Raw genomic sequence first — 18,931 nt, forward strand, 5'->3', positions numbered from 1 at the left:
GGCAACCGGTCGGTGACGCACGTCCGGTGGAAACGCGGACGGAGTGTGGCATTCGCCCCGAGGCGGACATGCGGTGGCGGCCGCCCGTGCCGAGCGGCGGGCGGTCCGCCGGAAGTGACGGACGGTCCGTCCGAAGTACGGCCACGAGGCTGGGGTGCGCGGTCCGGGATGCGGGACGGGGGTCGGCGCCGTGCCCTCGCGGGCGAGGCGTCGTCGGTCGCCGCCCGCCCGCGTGAGCTGGGCGGTCAGGCGGGCGGAGGCGGTGCGGGTGCGTCCGGTCCCCGGCGGTGGGGGCGGGCTCGGACGGAGCCTCCGGGACGGTCGCCGCGGCGGTCGCGGAGGCGCCGGGTCGGTGATGACGGGCGGCACGGCCGGGGCGGACGGAGCGTGAGGGCGCGGTCGGGGCGGACGGGTGCGGCTCCGGTCCCGGGGGCCCGTACGCACTCGGTGCGGCGGCGGGCCACCCTGCCGCCGAGGCCGTCGGTGCGCACTCCGCCGTCGAGATCGCGCCACCGGACGGACGGCGGGCGGCCATGGCACCGGGTGCCCCGAGGGGGCGTACGCGCGGAGACGCGCCGCCCCGCCCCCTCCGTGGTGGCCCGCCGGACGCTCCGGAGGAGTGACACGCCGTGCGTCCCGGTGCCGTGGCCGGATCGTCGGGCGGCGGTCATCCGGCCGACCCCCAGTGTTCGCTGTCCGCCAGGCGGACCTGAGGGGCAGAAGGCACTGGGTGCCGGATACGGTGGAAGGCACCATGAGTGCTTCGCAGAGTTCCGATGACCTCACCCTTCTCGTCAAGATCTTCGGGAAGGACAGGCCCGGCATCACGGCCGGCCTCTTCGACACCCTCGCGGCCTACTCCGTCGACGTGGTCGACATCGAGCAGGTCGTCACCCGCGGCCGGATGGTGCTGTGCGCGCTCGTCACCCAGCCGCCCGCCGGTCTTGAGGGCGACCTGCGCGCCACGGTGCACAGCTGGGCCGAGTCCATGAGGATGCAGGCGGAGATCATCTCCGGCCGCGGCGACAACCGGCCGCGCGGCCTGGGGCGCTCGCTGGTCACTGTGCTCGGCCATCCGCTCACCGCCGAGGCCACCGCCCAGATCGCGGCGCGCATCACCAAGACCGGCGGCAACATCGACCGTGTCTTCCGGCTCGCCAAGTACCCGGTGACGGCCGTGGAGTTCGCGGTGTCCGGGGTGGAGACGGAGCCGCTGCGCACCGCGCTGGCGACGGACGCGGCGGCCCTGGGCGTCGATGTCGCGGTCGTCGCGGCGGGCCTGCACCGGCGGGCGCAGCGCCTGGTCGTCATGGACGTGGACTCGACCCTCATCCAGGACGAGGTGATCGAGCTGTTCGCCGCGCACGCGGGGTGCGAGGACCAGGTCGCCGAGGTGACGGCCGCCGCGATGCGCGGGGAGCTGGACTTCGAGCAGTCGCTGCACGCCCGGGTGGCGCTGCTGGCGGGGCTGGACGCCTCGGTGGTGGACAAGGTGCGCAGCGAGGTGCGGCTCACGCCGGGCGCGCGGACGCTGATCCGTACGCTGAAGCGCCTCGGCTACCAGGTCGGCGTGGTCTCGGGCGGCTTCACCCAGGTCACGGACGATCTGAAGGACCGGCTCGGGCTGGACTTCGCACAGGCCAACACGCTGGAGATAGTCGACGGGAAGCTCACGGGCCGGGTCACGGGCGAGATCGTCGACCGGGCGGGCAAGGCGCGGCTGCTGCGGCGGTTCGCCGCCGAGGCGGGTGTTCCGCTGGCGCAGACCGTGGCGATCGGTGACGGCGCCAACGACCTGGACATGCTGAACGCGGCGGGCCTCGGGGTCGCCTTCAACGCCAAGCCGGTGGTGCGCGAGGCCGCGTACACCGCGGTGAACGTGCCCTTCCTCGACACGGTCCTGTATCTGCTCGGCGTGACCCGCGAAGAGGTCGAGGCGGCGGACGCGCACGAGGAGCGCTGAGCGGTCCGTCCCTCCGGGCGCCCACCGGTGGGCGCCCGGAGGGACGGCCTGCGGTCACCTGGTCCGGGGGCGCGCCAGGAGCCTGCTGTGCGTGTCCGCCGGGCGGGGCGCGTCGGCCCGAGGCCGGGCGCGGGGGCCTGGCCTGGGCCTGGGGGCCATGCCCGCGCGCGCCCGCGCATGTCATGCCCTTGCCCGTGCGGGGTCCGGTCCGGGCCCGCACGGGATCGTCCTCGCGCAGGCCCCCGACAGGGCCCGTGCCCGAGCGGGCCGGGCCGGGCCACGGCCGTACGCGGCCCCCGCCCGTGCCACCGATCCCGCGCGGGCCGGGCGGGCCGGGCGGGTTACTCCGACGGTGCCCAGTAGTCGGTCAGTGTGGCCACGCCCGGTTCCAGGCTCTTCCAGGAGCCGTCGAAGGTGACGACGGCGAAGGCGGCGGCCGGGAAGCCGCGGCGGCCCATCCGCTCGCGGGCGTCGTCCTCGGCCGTGCCGGAGAGGATCTCGGCCAGTCCCTGGACGCCCGGGTTGTGGCCGATCAGGACGGCGTTGCGCACATCGTCAGGGGTCTCGTTGAGCACGGCGATCAACTCGCCGGGCGAGGCATCGTAGATCCGCTCCTCGTAGACGGTCTTCGGCCGGTCCGGCAGCTCGTGGACGGCGAGCTTCCAGGTCTCCCGGGTCCGGACCGCGGTCGAGCACAGGGCCAGGTCGAACGGGACACCGGCGTCGGCCAGTCTGCGGCCGGCCACCGCGGCGTCCTTGCGGCCCCGCTCGGCGAGCGGTCGCTCGTGGTCGGTCACCTGCGGCCAGTCGGCTTTCGCATGGCGGAAAAGGACGATCCTGCGGGGTTCTGCGGCGCTCATGACTCCCAGCTTCGCACGAAACAGGCCATGGGGCGCAGGGAGTTGACAGGGGCACCGCGCTGTGGGCGGACCGGGGACCTGCGCGGACCGTGCCGGTCGGGGCTGTACGGCTCAGTGGCCGAGGAGGTGCTGGGCGTGCTCCAGCAGCTGGGTGATCGCGGGCTCGCCGGTTGCCGCATGGGCGTTCGACGGGTTCGATATCAGGACGAGCAGGGCGACGAAGGCGAGGGCCGGCAGGGCCAGAGCCCACCACGGCAACCGGATGCCGACGCCACCCGAGGTCGCCGGGTGGGGCCGGGTCTGCGTACGGGCCGACATGCTTGCCTCCGCTGGTCTTCGGGCGCTCCGCGGACCGCTGTCCCGCGGCCACACCACGAAGGTACGGAAACGGCGGGCCCCGGCCCATCCGGAATCCCACCCACTTGACCCTGACCCGTACCCCCTAGGGGACGGGGGGATAGCCCTACCCCCGGTACCCCGGCCACGCCCCGAGCCGTCACGAGGGGTGCCGGTGAGCACCGGGCGGGCGCCGGGGCCGGGTGGGTGCCGGGTGGGTGCCGCCGGGTGTCAGGGAGCGACGACGGTCGCGACGATGGCGATGATCACGAAGATGGCGAAGAACGACCCGAAGACCAGCAGCATCTTCTTCTGGCTGTTCTTCGGGTTCGGGTCGAGCACAGGCTGCATGGCCCCAGTCTCGCACTCCCGCCCCGCGGGAGTGCGCCGGGGGGCGGCTCAGCGCGCCGCCTCCTCCTCGACCGTGCGGTCGCGGCCCGCCAGCCAGCCCACCACCATCTGCGGGATCATCAGGCCGCTCATCAGCGCGATGGGCAAGCCCCAGCCGCCGCTGCTCTGGTTCAGCACGCCGACGAGCAGCGGCCCGGGGATGGAGATCAGGTAGCCGGTGCTCTGGGCGAACGCCGACAGCTGGGCCACGCCCGCGCCGGTCCGGGCGCGCATGCCGACCATGGTGAGCGCGAGCGGGAAGGCGCAGTTGGAGACGCCGAGCAGGATGGCCCAGGCCCAGGATCCGCCGGACGGGGCGAAGTACAGGCCCGCGTATCCGGCGAGACCGCACAGGCCGAGCACCAGGACGATGGGGCCCTGGTGGGGCAGCCGGGTGGCCACGCGCGGGATGACGAAGGCCAGCGGTACGCCCATCACCATGGTCACGGCGAGCAGCAGTCCGGCGGTGCCCGCGGACACACCCGCGTCGCGGAAGATCTGCGCCATCCAGCCCATCGTGATGTAGGCGGCGGTGGCCTGGAGGCCGAAGAAGACGGCCAGGGCCCAGGCGGTACGGCTCCGGGTGATGCGCAGGGCCGGCGCGGGCCGCGCGGCCGCCGGCGTACCGGACGCGGACGCCTCCCCCTCCGCCGGTTCCCGGTCCTGCCGTACGGCCTCCGGGGTGGCGGGGGCCGGGCCGCGGTCCCGGACCAGCGGCAGCCACGGGAGCACGGCGGCCAGGGCGAGCGCCGCCCACACGGCCAGGCCGGGCTGCCAGTCGCCGCCGAGCGCGTCGGTCAGCGGCACGGTCGCGGCGGCGGCGGTCGAGGTGCCCAGGGCGAGGGCCATCGAGTACAGGCCGGTCATGGAGCCGACCCGGTCGGGGAACCAGCGCTTGACGATGACCGGCATCAGGACGTTGCTGACGGCGATACCCATCAGGGCGAGGGCGCTGGCGGCCAGGAATCCGGCGGTGCCGCCCGCGTAGGGGCGGATGAGCAGTCCGGCGCCGATGGCGGCCATGCCCGCGCACACCACGGCGGCGGGTCCGAACCGGCGGGCGAGCCGGGGGGCCATGACACCGAAGACCGCGAAGCAGAGCGGGGGCACGGAGGTGAGCAGTCCGGCGACGCCGCCGCTCATGCCGAGGCCGTCGCGCACCTCTTCGAGGAGCGCGCCGAGGCTGGTGATGGCGGGGCGGAGGTTCAGCGCGGCCAGCACGATGCCGACGACGACCAGCCGGGTCGCCCACGCGCGCGGGGCGTGCTTCGCCGCGGCCCCGGCCGTCGTCCCGGGTGTCCGGGCGGCGGCGGGCGCGGCCGGGGGCACGGCCGGTGCCTGCCGCTCGGTCGGTGTCGTCGTCCGGGTTGATTCCTCACGTGCCATGAGGCCCATCATAGAATGATGGGATGATTAGCTGTCCAGTCCGTCCATGGCCCGGGGCACCCGTCCCGGTCCCCGCGCGCGAAGGTGTGCCATGCCTCTGAGCCATCCCCGCCGCTCGGCCCTGTCCGAGCAGGTCATCGCCGCGCTACGGAGCCAGATCACCTCCGGGGAGTGGCCGGTCGGCTCCCGCATCCCGACCGAGCCCGAACTGGTCGAGCAGCTCGGCGTCGCCCGCAACACCGTCCGTGAGGCGGTCCGGGCCCTCGCCCACAACGGTCTGCTGGACATCCGCCAGGGGTCCGGCACGTACGTGGTGGCCACCAGTGAGCTGGCGGGGGTGATGCAGCGCCGGTTCGCCGGGGCGGATCCCCGGCACTTCGCCGAGCTGCGCTCCACGCTGGAGTCGGCCGCGGCGAAGCTGGCCGCCGAGCGGCGCGGCGAGAAGGACCTCAGGCAGCTCGACGCCCTGCTGGTGCGGCGCGAGGAGGCCTGGGAGAGCGGTGACGCGGAGGCGTTCGTGGCGGCGGACGCGACCTTCCACCTGGCGGTGGTGGCCGCCTCGCACAACGACGTCATGACGGCGATGTACGCCGACCTGGGCGAGGTCACGCGGGACGCGCTGCGCGCGGACGTGGGCGCGGAGCTGACCCCGCGGGCGTACATGGACCATGCCCGGCTGGTCGACGCGATCCGCGCGGGCGACGCGGAGGCCGCCGCCGCCGAGGCCGCGAGCTATCCGTTCCAGTGCGCCCCGGGCCGGTTCGGTCCGCCCGCGCACGCCTGATCCGCCCCGCGCGGGCCACCCGCCGGACGGGCCGGGCGACGCGGAGGGCCCGCACCCCTGGCGGGTGCGGGCCCCTCGACGTACAGCGGCCGTCGCGGCCGGGAGACCGGGATCAGGCGCCGATGGCGTGCAGTCCGCCGTCCACGTGGACGATCTCGCCGGTGGTCTTCGGGAACCAGTCGCTCAGCAGGGCGACGATGCCGCGGCCGGCCGGCTCCGGGTCCTTCAGGTCCCACTCCAGCGGGGAACGGGAGTCCCACACGGCGGCGAGGTCGCTGAAGCCCGGGATGGACTTGGCGGCCATGGAGCCGAGCGGTCCGGCGGAGACGAGGTTGCAGCGGATGTTCTGCTTGCCCAGGTCCCGCGCGATGTAGCGGCTGGTGGCCTCCAGGGCGGCCTTGGCCGGGCCCATCCAGTCGTACTGCGGCCAGGCGAACTGCGCGTCGAAGGTGAGGCCGACGACCGAGCCGCCGTTCTGCATCAGCGGCAGGCAGGCCATGGTCAGCGCCTTCAGGGAGTACGCCGAGACGTGCATGGCCGTGGCGACCGACTCGAACGGCGTGTTCAGGAAGTTGCCGCCGAGCGCGTCCTGCGGGGCGAAGCCGATGGAGTGCACGACGCCGTCCAGGCCGCCCAGCTCCTCGCCGACGAGGTCGGCCAGGCGCGCGAGGTGCTCCTCGTCGGTGACGTCCAGCTCGATGACCTTGGTGGGCTTCGGCAGCTTCTTGGCGATGCGCTCGGTCAGCGTGGGCCGCGGGAACGCGGTCAGGATGACCTCGGCGCCCTGCTCCTGGGCCAGCTTCGCGGTGTGGAAGGCGATGGACGCCTCCGTCAGCACACCGGTGATCAGGACGCGCTTGCCCTCGAGAATTCCGCTCATGGTGTTCAGTGACCCATTCCCAGTCCGCCGTCAACGGGGATGACGGCTCCAGTGATGTACGAGGCGTCGTCCGAGGCGAGGAAGCGCACCGCGGCGGCGATCTCCTCCGGCTGCGCGTACCGGCCGAGCGGCACCTGCGCCACGATGTTCTCGCGCTGCTCGTCATTGAGCGCCCGGGTCATGTCCGTGTCGACGAAACCGGGGGCGACGACGTTGAAGGTGATGTTGCGCGAGCCCAGCTCGCGGGCGAGGGAGCGCGCGAAGCCGACCAGGCCGGCCTTGGAGGCGGCGTAGTTGGCCTGCCCCGCGGAACCGAGCAGTCCGACGACCGAGGAGATCAGGACGACCCGGCCCTTCTTGGCGCGCAGCATGCCGCGGTTGGCGCGCTTGACGACCCGGAAGGTGCCCGTGAGGTTGGTGTCGACGACCGTGGCGAAGTCCTCCTCGGTCATGCGCATCAGGAGCTGGTCCTTGGTGACGCCCGCGTTGGCGACCAGGACCTCGACCGTGCCCTGCTGGGCCTCGATCTCCTTGTAGGCCTGCTCCACCTGCTCGGGGTCGGTGATGTCGCACTTGACCGCGAGGAAGCCGGCCGGCGGCTCCCCGGACCGGTACGTGATGGCTACGTTGTCACCGGCATCGGCGAACGCGCGGGCGATGGCGAGGCCGATGCCCCGGTTGCCTCCGGTGACGAGAACCGAGCGGCTCAACGGATCACCCTTTCCTAGCGGTCTCTATCGTTCCGACAGCACGCCCGCGCCCCGCCGACGACGGGCGGCGGCAGGCGATGACAGGCGGCTTCATCCGAAAACCTATCGGTAGGGCCGCTACGGCGGACAATCGGGCACCGACAGTGGCAGGGGGGCCGCGCTGTCGAGTCCCTACAGAAAGCGGCGGACTCGACCGGCAAACGTGTGGTCCGCGGTGCCGCCCGCGCGACATGATCGGTCCGACAGGCGACGAGAGCAGGGAGACCCCCGTGCCACATACGATCGACGAGGCCTTCACCGCCCTTCCGCTGCGCGCGCTGGCCGACGCCGCCCTCGCACGCGCGCGTGCGCTGGGCGCGGAGCACGCGGACTTCCGGTGCGAGCGGGTGCGCAGCGCGTCCCGGCGGCTGCGGGACGCGCGGCCGGCCGGGGCGTCGGACACCACCGACCTGGGGTACGCGGTGCGGGTGGTGCACGGCGGGGCGTGGGGCTTCGCGTCCGGCGTGGACCTGACCATGGACGCCGCCGCGAAGGTCGCCTCGCAGGCGGTGGAGATGGCGAAGCTGTCCGCGCGGGTGATCGCCGCGGCCGGTTCCGAGGAGCGGGTGGAGCTGGCGGCCGAGCCCGTGCACGCCGAGCGGACCTGGGTGTCCTCGTACGAGATCGACCCCTTCGCGGTGCCGGACGAGGAGAAGTCGGCGCTGCTGGCCGACTGGAGCGCGCGGCTGCTCGCGGCGGACGGCGTGGACCATGTGGACGCCTCGCTGGTCGCCGTGCACGAGAACAAGTTCTACGCCGACACCGCGGGCACCGTGACCACGCAGCAGCGGGTGCGGCTGCATCCGCAGCTGACGGCCGTGTCGGTGGACGCCGCCAGCGGGGAGTTCGACTCGATGCGGACGCTGGCGCCGCCGGTGGGCCGCGGCTGGGAGTATCTGACCGGGACCGGCTGGGACTGGGCGGACGAGCTGGAGCGGATCCCCGCCCTGCTCGCCGAGAAGATGCGGGCGCCGAGCGTCGAGGCGGGCGTCTACGACCTGGTCGTCGATCCGTCCAACCTGTGGCTGACCATCCACGAGTCCGTCGGGCACGCCACCGAGCTGGACCGGGCGCTCGGCTACGAGGCCGCCTACGCCGGCACCTCCTTCGCCACCTTCGACCGGCTCGGCAAGCTGCGCTACGGCTCCGAGCTGATGAACGTCACCGGCGACCGCACCGCCGAGCACGGCCTGGCGACCGTCGGCTACGACGACGAGGGCGTCGCCGCGCAGTCCTGGGACCTGGTGAAGGACGGGACGCTGGTCGGCTACCAGCTGGACCGCAGGATCGCGCGGCTGACCGGGTTCGAGCGGTCCAACGGCTGCGCGTACGCCGACTCCCCCGGGCACGTCCCGGTGCAGCGCATGGCGAACGTGTCGCTGCGCCCGGACCCGGCGGGCATGTCGACGGAGGACCTGATCGGCGGGGTCGAGCGGGGCATCTACGTGGTCGGGGACCGGTCGTGGTCGATCGACATGCAGCGCTACAACTTCCAGTTCACCGGGCAGCGGTTCTTCCGGATCGAGAACGGGCGGCTGGCCGGGCAGCTGCGGGACGTGGCCTACCAGGCGACCACCACCGACTTCTGGGGGTCCATGGCCGCGGTGGGCGGCCCGCAGACGTACGTCCTGGGCGGCGCCTTCAACTGCGGCAAGGCCCAGCCGGGCCAGATCGCGGCCGTCTCCCACGGCTGCCCCTCGGCCCTCTTCAAGGGCGTCAACATCCTGAACACCACCCAGGAGGCCGGCCGATGAAAACCGACCGCACCGTCTGCCGGGGGTCCGGGGGTCGCCCCCCGGGCAAGCACAGCCTGAACACCACCCAGGAGGCCGGCCGATGAGCCCGCGTACGAGCAAGCCGCACGAGATCGTCGAGCGGGCCCTGGCCCTGTCCCGGGCCGACGGGTGCGTGGTCATCGCGGACGAGGAGTCGAGCGCCAATCTGCGCTGGGCGGGCAACGCGCTCACCACGAACGGTGTCACGCGCGGGCGCACGCTCACCGTCGTCGCCACGGTCGACGGCCGGGAGGGCACCGCCTCGGGTGTCGTGTCCCGGTCGGCCGTCACCGCCGACGAGCTGGAGCCGCTGGTGCGGGCCGCCGAGGCCGCCGCCCGCGCGGCCGGGGCCGCCGAGGACGCGCAGCCGCTGGTCGCGGACGTGCCGGTGGCCGCCGACTTCACCGAGGCGCCCGCCGAGACCTCCTCGGCGGTGTTCGCGGACTTCGCGCCCGCCCTCGGGGAGTCGTTCGCCCGCGCGCGTGCCGGTGGCCGCGAGCTGTACGGCTTCGCCAGCCACGAGCTGGTGTCCACCTATCTGGGCACGTCCACGGGGCTGCGGCTGCGGCACGACCAGCCCAGCGGCACGCTGGAGCTGAACGCCAAGAGCCCGGACCGTACGCGCTCGGCCTGGACGGGCCGGGCCACCCGGGACTTCAAGGACGTCGACCCGGCGGCGCTCGACGCGGAGCTGGCCGTACGGCTCGGCTGGGCGAAGCGGCGCGTGGAGCTGCCCGCGGGGCGCTACGAGACGCTGCTGCCGCCGACCGCGGTCGCCGACCTGCTCATCTACCAGATCTGGTCGGCGTCGGGCCGGGACGCGGCCGAGGGGCGGACCGTGTTCTCCCGCCCCGGCGGCGGCACCCGGATCGGTGACCGGCTCAGCGAGCTGCCGCTGACCCTGCGCAGCGATCCGGCCGAGCCGGGCCTCCAGTGCGCGCCCTTCGTCGTCGCGCACTCCTCCGGCGGCGACCAGTCGGTGTTCGACAACGGGCTGCCGGTGCGGCCGGTGCGCTGGATCGGCGACGGGCGCCTGGAGCATCTGCTGACCACCCGGCACAGCGCGGGCCTGACCGGGCTGCCCGTGGCGCCCTCGGCCGGGAACCTGATCCTGGACGGCGGCGGGGACCGCTCGCTGGAGGAGATGGTCGCCGGGACCGCGCGCGGCCTGCTCCTGACGTGCCTGTGGTACATCCGCGAGGTGGACCCGGCGACGCTGCTGCTGACCGGGCTGACCCGGGACGGCGTGTACCTGGTCGAGGACGGCGAGGTGACGGGCGAGGTCAACAACTTCCGGTTCAACGAGTCGCCGGTGGACCTGCTGGGCCGGGCGACAGAGGCCGGGCGCACCGAGCGGACGCTGCCGCGGGAGTGGGGCGACTGGTTCACCCGGGCCGCCATGCCGCCGCTGCGCGTCCCGGATTTCAACATGAGCTCTGTCAGCCAGGGCGTATAACCTCGTAGGCGGCTGTCACCCGACCGCCGGGGATGCGGCGCACCGGCCGGCGGGGCGCCGGCCGGGCAGCACCTCATCCACGAGCATCATCTGCACGAGCAGCACCTCATCTAGGAGACACGAGAACCGTGACGGACATCGTCGACGAGCTGAAGTGGCGTGGGCTGTTCGCCCTGTCCACCGACGAGGACGCTTTGCGCAAGGCGCTCGCGGACGGTCCCGTCACGTTCTATTGCGGCTTCGACCCGACCGCGCCGTCGCTGCACGTGGGGCATCTGGTGCAGGTGCTCACCGTGCGCAGGCTCCAGCAGGCCGGGCACCGGCCGCTGGCCCTGGTCGGCGGCGCGACCGGGCTGATCGGCGACCCCCGCCCGACCGCCGAGCGCACGCTGAACTCGCCGGAGACGGTGGCCGGCTGGGTGCAGAAGCTGCGCCGCCAGATCGAGCCGTTCCTGTCCTTCGAGGGCGAGAACGCCGCGGTCATGGTGAACAACCTGGACTGGACCGAGGGCCTGTCCGCGATCGAGTTCCTGCGGGACATCGGCAAGCACTTCCGGGTCAACAAGATGCTGACGAAGGACTCGGTGGCCCGCCGTCTGGAGTCCGACCAGGGCATCAGCTACACCGAGTTCAGCTACCAGCTCCTCCAGGGCATGGACTTCCTCCAGCTGTACCGGCGCCACGGCTGCACGCTCCAGCAGGGCGGCAGCGACCAGTGGGGCAACCTCACGGCGGGCCTGGACCTGATCCACCGGCTGGAGCCGGAGGCGAGCGTGCACGCGCTGGCGACGCCGCTGATGACCAAGGCGGACGGCACCAAGTTCGGCAAGACCGAGGGCGGCGCCGTCTGGCTGGACCCGGAGCTGACCACGCCGTACGCGTTCTACCAGTTCTGGCTGAACGTGGACGACCGGGACGTCTCCAAGTACGCGCGGATCCTGTCCTTCCGCTCCCGGGCCGAGCTGGAGGAGCTGGAGCGGCAGACCGAGGAGCGGCCGCAGGCGCGGGCCGCGCAGCGGGCGCTGGCCGAGGAGCTGACGACACTGGTGCACGGCGCCGACCAGACGGCCGCCGTGATCGCCGCGTCCAGGGCGCTGTTCGGCCAGGGCGAGCTGGCGGAGCTGGACGAGCGCACGCTCACCGCGGCGCTGTCCGAGGTGCCGCACATCGTGGTCGCGGAGCCGGCCCAGGTCGTCGATCTGTTCGCCGAGGTCGGCCTGGTGTCCAGCAAGTCGGCCGCCCGCCGCACGGTCAAGGAGGGCGGCGCCTACGTGAACAACGTGAAGGTCACCGCCGAGGACGCCGTGCCGTCCCGCGAGGACCTGCTGCACGGCCGGTGGCTGGTGCTGCGCCGGGGCAAGAAGAACCTGGCCGCGGTCGAGGTCACCGCGGGCTGACGCGGAAGCGTGCCGCGGGGGCGGTTCCCCGGACCACGGGTCCCGGGAACCGCCCCCGCGCGTGGCTCACGCCCGTTCGCGGCGCCGGTGCTTGTTGCCCCACAGCGCCATGTACAGCATGTCGCCGACGAAGACGATGATGATCGCGGCGATGAGCTGGAAGATGTGCCGGGTCCAGTCGATGCCGCGGGTGGACGCGACCCCGGCCGCCCGCGCGACCGCGTTGCCCGCGATGGCGCCGAGCATGCCGAAGATGGTGGTCAGCCAGAGCGGACTGTGCTGCTTTCCGGGGATGACCGCCTTGGCGATCAGGCCGAGCACGAAACCCACAATGATCGCCCACAACCAGCCCATGGCTGCCTCCTCGTCCCGCTCGACACGAGCATCACCGCCAGTGTCGGCCGGTCCACCCTGCGGCGCACCTCGGACGCCGCCGCCCGGGTCGTTCGCGCAGGCAGAAGGGCGCCCCGGCCTCGTCGGCGCGGTGCCCGCGGCGTACCGTGGACGTCGAGGAAGTGCGGGCCGGTGTCCCCGACCGGCCGGGAGCCGGAACGGGCCGGGGGACTGTCCGATGCGGGCGAATGGTGGAAGTGCGATGCGCAAGCAGCATGGCGGTGGCGGCGCCGAGGTGTTCCGGATCACGGGAGCCCGCACGGGCCTCCAGGAGGACGTGCGCGGGCGGCAGCGCCGGTACGTCATCTCCATGGCGGTCCGTACGGTGGCGGTGCTGCTCGCGGTGGTGCTGTGGGACGTCCAGCGGTACGTGGCGATCGTGGCCCTGGTGCTCGGCGCGGCGCTGCCCTACATCGCCGTGGTGATCGCCAACGCCGGGCGGGAGAACGCGCCGGGACTGCCGTCGACCTTCGTGACCACGCCGGTGAAGCCGATGATCTCGCCGCCGCGCACGGCGCAGGACGGCACGCGGGACAACGGTCAGGGCGGCGGCGTACGGGACAGCGGTCAGGACGGCGCGCACGGTGCCTTCGGGAACGACGACTTGACGCAGTCCGCCGCCGGGGACACGGCGCGTGACCCGGCGGCGGGCGCGGCCGGATCCGCGCGGGAGCATCGCGACGGGCTGTGACCGGCGGCGTTCCCCGCCGGGACGGTCCGGCGGCGGGCCGCGTCAGGCGAACCTCAATAAATGCTCAAGATCAATCGTGTTGTTCCGGTCCCGGGCGACGGGTCTGCCGTGACATACTTCGTACGCGCTCCGCATCCCCCGTCGGAGCGACGGACCGACGCCGGGCAGCTCCCCCCGTGGCTGCTCGGCGTCGCCTTGTGTGCAGTGGCTGTGAGACGAACTGTGAGTGACGAGACCGCCCCGATCTGCTCCGCCAAGGGCTGCCGTGCCGCCGCCGTGTGGGTGCTGGCCTGGAACAATCCGAAGATCCACACGCCGGAGCGGCGCAAGACCTGGCTGGCGTGCGAGGAGCACCGGGAGCATCTGTCGCAGTTCCTCGGGGTGCGCGGGTTCCTGAAGGACGTGGTCGCGCTGGCCGAGTGGCAGGCGGCGCACGAGGGCTGAGCCCTTCGGCTCCCTCCCTGGCTCCCCCTGGGCTCCCGCGGCCGCCGGGCTGTGCGGTCCGGCCCGGTCAGCCGCCGATCGCGGACATCGGCCGCTCCGGCTGGACGAACGACGGGTCGTCCAGGCCCGCGCCCGCCTTCTTGCCCCACATCGCCACCCGCCACAGACGGGCGATCTCCTCGTCGGGGGCGTCCGCGCGCAGGGCCGCGCGCAGGTCGGTCTCCTCGGTGGCGAACAGACAGGTGCGTATCTGCCCGTCGGCGGTCAGACGGGTGCGGTCGCAGGCGGCGCAGAACGGGCGGGTGACGGAGGCGATGACCCCCACCCGGTGCGGGCCGCCGTCGACGGTCCAGCGCTCGGCGGGCGCCGCGCCGCGCGCGTCGGCGCCCTCGGCGGTCAGCTCGAAGCGGCTGCGCAGGGAGGCCAGGATGTCGGCCGCGGTGACCATGCCCTCGCGCTTCCAGCCGTGCTGGGCGTCCAGGGGCATCTGCTCGATGAACCGCAGTTCGTAGTCGTGCTCCACGGCCCAGGCCAGCAGGTCCGGGGCCTCGTCGGCGTTCAGTCCCGGCATCAGGACGGAGTTCACCTTCACCGGGGTCAGGCCCGCCTCGCGGGCGGCCAGCAGGCCGTCGAGGACGTCGCGGTGGCGGTCGCGGCGGGTGAGGGTCTTGAAGACGTCCGGACGCAGGGTGTCCAGGGAGACGTTGACCCGGTCGAGGCCCGCCGCCTTCAGGGCCGCCGCGGTGCGCCGCAGGCCGATGCCGTTGGTGGTGAGGGACATCTGGGGGCGCGGTTCCAGGGCGGCGACGCGCTCCACGATGCCCACCAGGCCGGGGCGCAGCAGCGGCTCGCCGCCGGTGAAGCGGACCTCCTCGATACCCAGGGAGGTGACCGCGATGCCGATGAGCCGGACGATCTCGTCGTCGGTGAGCAGATCGGGCTTGGCCAGCCACTGCAAGCCCTCCTCGGGCATGCAGTACGTGCAGCGGAGATTGCACCGGTCGGTCAGCGAGACCCTCAGGTCGGTGGCGACCCGGCCGTAGGTGTCGATGAGCACGTGGGCCCCCTCCCTCGTCGCGTGTCGGCGGACCGGCGGACCCTTCGGCGGCGGTGGCGTCGAGCTTTCCCGTCGATCTCTTCTTCCTTCACCGAGCCTACGTGACGGGACCGACAGCGACACCGGGCCCGATCCCACGACGTGCGCGGCGGCCGTGTCGTAGATCTCTACGATCTCCACGGCACGGCCGCCGGTCCCGGGCGCGGACACGGGTGCCGGTGCGCTCGTCCCGGTGCGCGCGTGTCAGTGCGCGCGTGTCAGTGCGCTCCGGTGCCGGTCAGGGACCTGACCTCCAGTTCCGCGTACTTGGCGGGATCCGGCTTCTCCTTGGACAGCAGGGTGCCGGCCGCGCCCAGCAGGAAGCCGACCGGGATGGAGATGAGGCCCGGGTTCTCCAGCGGGAACCAGTGGAAGTCGACGTCCGGGAACATCGACGTGGGCTTGCCGGAGACCACCGGGGAGAACAGCACCAGGCCGACGGCGGTGACCAGGCCGCCGTAGATCGACCACAGGGCGCCCGCGGTGGTGAACCGCTTCCAGAACAGGCTGTAGAGGATCGTGGGCAGGTTGGCGGAGGCGGCCACCGCGAAGGCGAGGGCGACGAGGCCGGCCACGTTCAGGTCGCGGGCGAGGGCGCCCAGGACGATGGAGACCGCGCCGACGCCGACGGTCGCCCAGCGGGCGGCGCCCAGTTCCTGCTTCTCGGTGGCCCGGCCCTTCTTGATGACGTTGGCGTAGATGTCGTGGGCGAAGGAGGACGACGAGGCCAGGGTGAGGCCCGCGACGACGGCGAGGATCGTGGCGAAGGCGACCGCGGAGATGGAGGCCAGCAGGATGGCGCCCCAGTCGGAGTCGACTCCCCCGAGGTGCAGCGCGAGCAGCGGGGCCGCCGTGTTGCCCGCCTTGTTGGAGCCGATGATCTCGTCCGGTTCGATGAGCGCGGCGGCGCCGAAGCCGAGCGCGAGGGTCATCAGATAGAAGACGCCGATCAGGCCGATCGCCCAGAGCACGGACTTGCGGGCGGCCTTGGCGGTGGGGACCGTGTAGAAGCGGATCAGGATGTGCGGCAGTCCGGCGGTGCCGAGCACCAGGGCGATGCCGAGCGAGAGGAAGTCCAGCTTGGTGGTGCCGCTCGCGCCGTACTTCAGTCCGGGCTCCAGGAAGGCGGCGCCCTTGCCGCTGTTGTCGGCGGCGCGGCCGAGCAGGTCGGAGATGTTGAAGTCGAACTTCAGCAGCACCAGGAAGGTCAGCAGGATCGCGCCCACCATGAGCAGAACGGCCTTGACCATCTGGACCCAGGTGGTGCCCTTCATGCCGCCGATGGTGACGTAGACGATCATCAGTACGCCGACCAGCGCGACGATGCCGATCTTCCCGGCGTCGCTGGTGATGCCGAGCAGCAGGGAGACCAGGACACCGGCGCCCGCCATCTGGGCCAGCAGGTAGAAGATCGAGACGACGATCGTGGAGGTGCCCGCCGCGGTGCGCACCGGGCGCTGGCGCATGCGGTACGCCAGGACGTCGCCCATGGTGTAGCGGCCGGAGTTGCGCAGCGGCTCGGCGACCAGGAGCAGCGCGACCAGCCAGGCGACCAGAAAGCCGATGGAGTACAGGAAGCCGTCGTAGCCGAAGAGGGCGATGGCGCCGGCGATGCCGAGGAAGGACGCGGCGGACATGTAGTCGCCGGAGACGGCGAGTCCGTTCTGGAAGCCGGTGAACTGCCGTCCGCCCGCGTAGAAGTCGGCCGCGTCCTTGGTCTGGCGGCCGGCCCACACGGTGATGACGAGGGTCGCGGCGACGAACACCGAGAACAGCGTGACGATCAGGGTCCGGTGCTCGCTCGCGGCGCCGCCCGCGGCCAGCAGGGTGTGGGCCGTGGGATATGTCGCGGGGCTCATGCGCCGCCCTCCATCCGGGACTTGATCTCCTGCGCCTGGGGGTCGAGCTTCGCCGCGGCGTGCCGCGCGTACCACCAGGCGATGAGGAACGTGGTGAGGAACTGGGCGAGTCCGAGGACGAGGGCGACGTTGATGTTGCCGAACAGGCGGGTGCCCATGAAGCCGCCCGCGTAGTTGGACAGCAGGACGTAGAGCAGGTACCAGGCGATGAAGGCGATGGTCAGCGGGAAGGCGAACGAGCGGTGGGAGCGGCGCAGTTCACCGAACTCGGCGCTCTGGGCCACCGTGGTGAACTCCTGGGCGGAGGGAAGGGGCGCCCCGGTCTTCGGGGGTGGCGGTGTCTCGGTGGCCACGTCTGTCTCCTCGGTGCGGATCTCGTGTGCGGATACGGAGGTTCGCGGATGGTGCGACGGGGGCTCGATCGTGCTCGGACCCCCTGTCCGAGGTCCACGGCGCCACGCGAGGTCCGGTTCAAGTCCTATGAGTTCTTCCGGCAAGTGGCCTTGGACAAGTCATGACCCGCTCATTGCTGGCCGGTGAGGTGGCGGGATAGTTTCGCCCTGCACCACCCGTCATGTACCTGCCCGAGCCGTACCCGTGGCTCGGGCGGTGCCGTGCCCGGAGATGTGGAGATCCCTTGGTCCGTCCGCGTTCCGGACGCCGGCCGGCCCCGGCGGTCCGGCCGGTGCCCGTCCCGGCCGCCGTGTCCGGCGTCCGCACGGACCCGGCACCGGCTGCCTCCGGCATCCGCCGCGCGGTCCGGGCCGCGGGCCCGCGCACGCCGGTCCGCGCCGTCAACACCGGCGCGGGCCGTCACCCTCGCGGCATCCGCTCGGGCACGACTCGCGCACCGCTGCACCCATGCCACCGCGAACACACTGGAGAGACAGACACATGACAGCGTCTCAGCCGCGCGCTCGCCGCGTCCTCGCCCTTCCGCTCGGTATGGCCATGGCCGGTGCCCTGGCCTTCCTGCCGGGCGCCACCGCCTCGGCGACCCCGGCCGCGCCCGCCGCCGGCGCCGCACAGGCGGACGCGACCTCGCTCAGCTACGTCGTCAACGTCCGTCCCGGGTACGGAGTCCCGGCACAGGTGCGGAAGGCGATAGGCAAGGCCGGGGGCACCATCGTGACCTCCTACGACCGCATAGGCGTCGTCGTCGTCCACTCCGCGAACCCCGACTTCGCGAGAACCGTCCGCACGGTGCGCGGCGTGGAGTCGGCCGGTGCCACGCGCACGGCGCCGCTGCCCGCCCAGTCGACCACCGACACCGGCACCCCGACGCCGCTCACCGCCGCCCAGCTGGCCGGTGCGGGGTCCCGGGCCGCCGCCGGGCAGGACCCGCTGGAGCCATTGCAGTGGGACCTGCCCGCCATCAAGGCGGACAAGGCGCACCAGAAGACGCTCGGCAGCCCCAGGGTCACGGTCGGCGTCATCGACACCGGTGTGGACGACACCCACCCCGACATCGCCCCGAACTTCGACCGCCGGGCCTCCGTCAACTGCGTCACCGGCAAGCCGGACACCGCGGACGGCGCCTGGCGGCCCAGCGCCTCCGAGAGCCCGCACGGCACCCATGTGGCCGGGGAGATCGCGGGCGCCAAGAACGGCGTCGGCATCACCGGTGTGGCGCCGGGCGTGAAGGTGGCCGGCATCAAGGTCGGCAACCCGGACGGCTTCTTCTACACGGAGGCCGTGGTGTGCGGCTTCGTGTGGGCGGCCGACCACGGCGTCGACGTCACCAACAACAGCTATTACACCGACCCCTGGTACTTCAACTGCACCGACGATCCCGACCAGAAGGCGCTCGTCACCGCCGTCCGGCGGGCCTCGCAGTACGCGGAGCGCAAGGGCACGGTCAACGTCGCAGCGGCCGGCAACGAGAACTACGACCTCGACTCGCGCTCGATCACCGACCCGGCCTCCCCGAACGACTCCACGCCGGGCAGCCGTACGGTCGACCCGCACAAGTGCTACGACATCCCGACCCAGTTGCCGGGTGTCGTCACGGTCGCGGCGACCGGCGCCAAGGGGATCAAGTCGTCGTTCTCCAACTACGGCCTCGGGGTCATCGACATCGCCGCGCCGGGCGGCGACTCGACGGCGTACCAGGCGCCGCAGGCCCCGGCGACCAGCGGACTGATCCTCGGCCCGCTGCCCGGCGGCACGTGGGGCTACATGGCCGGTACGTCGATGGCGAGCCCGCACGTCGCCGGGGTGGCCGCCCTCATCAAGTCGACGCACCCGCACGCCTCGCCCGCCCTGGTCAAGGCGCTGCTGTACGCGGAGGCCGACGCCACGCCGTGCACCGACCCCTACGACATCGACGGGGACGGCAAGATCGACGCGGTGTGCAAGGGCCCGAAGAACCGCAACGGCTTCTACGGCTGGGGCACGGCGAACGCGCTGGCCGCGGTGACGCGGTGACTCGGTAGGCGCACCGCACCGCCGGTGGCACTGATCGCACCCCCG

At 72.8% G+C, this 18,931-nt stretch carries 18 protein-coding genes; 8 read left to right on the plus strand and 10 right to left on the minus strand.

Annotation, left to right across the window (positions count from 1 at the left end):
- The first annotated feature begins 754 nt into the window (after nucleotides 1-754).
- The gene (serB, locus tag ACWDYF_RS33155) at nucleotides 755-1,963 is read left to right on the plus strand and encodes a phosphoserine phosphatase SerB (protein ID WP_381743910.1); all 1,209 of its coding nucleotides are present in this window, start codon (nucleotides 755-757) and stop codon (nucleotides 1,961-1,963) included.
- A 341-nt stretch (nucleotides 1,964-2,304) separates the two neighbouring features.
- Here serB and ACWDYF_RS33160 read toward each other — a convergent pair whose 3' ends face one another.
- From ACWDYF_RS33160 to ACWDYF_RS33175, 4 genes are all read right to left on the minus strand, one after another.
- Nucleotides 2,305-2,823 (minus strand): SixA phosphatase family protein, encoded by a 519-nt coding sequence (locus tag ACWDYF_RS33160; RefSeq protein ID WP_018567720.1) that lies wholly within the window; start codon nucleotides 2,821-2,823, stop codon nucleotides 2,305-2,307.
- A gap of 111 nt (nucleotides 2,824-2,934) precedes the next feature.
- Complete coding sequence (locus tag ACWDYF_RS33165; protein ID WP_018567719.1) at nucleotides 2,935-3,141, minus strand: hypothetical protein; 207 nt, start codon at nucleotides 3,139-3,141, stop codon at nucleotides 2,935-2,937.
- 249 nt (nucleotides 3,142-3,390) lie between these two features.
- Nucleotides 3,391-3,510 carry an SGM_5486 family transporter-associated protein gene (locus ACWDYF_RS33170; protein WP_018567718.1) on the minus strand — a complete coding sequence of 40 codons (120 nt, stop codon included), beginning with the start codon at nucleotides 3,508-3,510 and terminating at the stop codon, nucleotides 3,391-3,393.
- A gap of 48 nt (nucleotides 3,511-3,558) precedes the next feature.
- On the minus strand, nucleotides 3,559-4,935 hold the full coding sequence (locus tag ACWDYF_RS33175; RefSeq protein ID WP_389473113.1) for a CynX/NimT family MFS transporter: 1,377 nt from the start codon (nucleotides 4,933-4,935) through the stop codon (nucleotides 3,559-3,561).
- Between the two features lie 91 nt (nucleotides 4,936-5,026).
- Between ACWDYF_RS33175 and ACWDYF_RS33180 the strand changes: the two genes are divergently transcribed.
- A complete protein-coding gene (locus ACWDYF_RS33180; RefSeq protein WP_389473111.1) occupies nucleotides 5,027-5,719 on the plus strand; it encodes a FadR/GntR family transcriptional regulator in 693 nt (230 codons plus the stop codon).
- Between the two features lie 112 nt (nucleotides 5,720-5,831).
- Here ACWDYF_RS33180 and fabI read toward each other — a convergent pair whose 3' ends face one another.
- Together fabI and fabG are read right to left on the minus strand one after the other, a co-directional pair.
- Nucleotides 5,832-6,599: an enoyl-ACP reductase FabI gene (gene fabI / locus ACWDYF_RS33185; RefSeq protein WP_381743907.1), complete on the minus strand. Its 768-nt coding sequence runs from the start codon at nucleotides 6,597-6,599 to the stop codon at nucleotides 5,832-5,834.
- A gap of 5 nt (nucleotides 6,600-6,604) precedes the next feature.
- Complete coding sequence (fabG, locus tag ACWDYF_RS33190) at nucleotides 6,605-7,309, minus strand: 3-oxoacyl-[acyl-carrier-protein] reductase (protein ID WP_381743906.1); 705 nt, start codon at nucleotides 7,307-7,309, stop codon at nucleotides 6,605-6,607.
- Between the two features lie 230 nt (nucleotides 7,310-7,539).
- Here fabG and ACWDYF_RS33195 point away from each other — a divergent pair, with 230 nt between their 5' ends.
- From ACWDYF_RS33195 to tyrS, 3 genes are all read left to right on the plus strand, one after another.
- Entirely contained in the window at nucleotides 7,540-9,102 is a 1,563-nt protein-coding gene (locus ACWDYF_RS33195; RefSeq protein WP_451584319.1) for a TldD/PmbA family protein, read from the plus strand.
- A gap of 82 nt (nucleotides 9,103-9,184) precedes the next feature.
- On the plus strand, nucleotides 9,185-10,579 hold the full coding sequence (locus ACWDYF_RS33200) for a metallopeptidase TldD-related protein (protein ID WP_381743904.1): 1,395 nt from the start codon (nucleotides 9,185-9,187) through the stop codon (nucleotides 10,577-10,579).
- Nucleotides 10,580-10,707: 128 nt separating this feature from the next.
- Nucleotides 10,708-11,976, plus strand: a complete 1,269-nt coding sequence (gene tyrS / locus ACWDYF_RS33205; RefSeq protein WP_389473106.1) for a tyrosine--tRNA ligase — start codon at nucleotides 10,708-10,710, stop codon at nucleotides 11,974-11,976.
- Nucleotides 11,977-12,042: 66 nt separating this feature from the next.
- On the opposite strand, the gene ACWDYF_RS33210 is transcribed toward tyrS, so the two are convergent.
- A complete protein-coding gene (locus ACWDYF_RS33210) occupies nucleotides 12,043-12,330 on the minus strand; it encodes a GlsB/YeaQ/YmgE family stress response membrane protein (protein WP_037893825.1) in 288 nt (95 codons plus the stop codon).
- Nucleotides 12,331-12,571: 241 nt separating this feature from the next.
- On the opposite strand from ACWDYF_RS33210, the gene ACWDYF_RS33215 reads away from it, so the two are divergent.
- Together ACWDYF_RS33215 and ACWDYF_RS33220 are read left to right on the plus strand one after the other, a co-directional pair.
- On the plus strand, nucleotides 12,572-13,060 hold the full coding sequence (locus ACWDYF_RS33215) for a DUF3099 domain-containing protein (RefSeq protein WP_389473104.1): 489 nt from the start codon (nucleotides 12,572-12,574) through the stop codon (nucleotides 13,058-13,060).
- Nucleotides 13,061-13,282: 222 nt separating this feature from the next.
- Nucleotides 13,283-13,504: a hypothetical protein gene (locus ACWDYF_RS33220; protein ID WP_018567707.1), complete on the plus strand. Its 222-nt coding sequence runs from the start codon at nucleotides 13,283-13,285 to the stop codon at nucleotides 13,502-13,504.
- A gap of 67 nt (nucleotides 13,505-13,571) precedes the next feature.
- Here ACWDYF_RS33220 and moaA read toward each other — a convergent pair whose 3' ends face one another.
- From moaA to ACWDYF_RS33235, 3 genes are all read right to left on the minus strand, one after another.
- Nucleotides 13,572-14,561 (minus strand): GTP 3',8-cyclase MoaA, encoded by a 990-nt coding sequence (gene moaA, locus ACWDYF_RS33225; protein ID WP_389473101.1) that lies wholly within the window; start codon nucleotides 14,559-14,561, stop codon nucleotides 13,572-13,574.
- Between the two features lie 257 nt (nucleotides 14,562-14,818).
- Complete coding sequence (locus ACWDYF_RS33230; protein WP_389473099.1) at nucleotides 14,819-16,459, minus strand: solute symporter family protein; 1,641 nt, start codon at nucleotides 16,457-16,459, stop codon at nucleotides 14,819-14,821.
- Nucleotides 16,456-16,812, minus strand: a complete 357-nt coding sequence (locus ACWDYF_RS33235; protein WP_018567704.1) for a DUF485 domain-containing protein — start codon at nucleotides 16,810-16,812, stop codon at nucleotides 16,456-16,458. Before ACWDYF_RS33235 ends, ACWDYF_RS33230 begins: the two co-directional genes overlap by 4 nt.
- A 541-nt stretch (nucleotides 16,813-17,353) precedes the next feature.
- Between ACWDYF_RS33235 and ACWDYF_RS33240 the strand changes: the two genes are divergently transcribed.
- Nucleotides 17,354-18,886: a S8 family serine peptidase gene (locus tag ACWDYF_RS33240; RefSeq protein ID WP_389473097.1), complete on the plus strand. Its 1,533-nt coding sequence runs from the start codon at nucleotides 17,354-17,356 to the stop codon at nucleotides 18,884-18,886.
- The last annotated feature ends 45 nt before the right edge of the window (nucleotides 18,887-18,931 follow it).

The organism is Streptomyces sp. NPDC003284, from assembly GCF_053589675.1.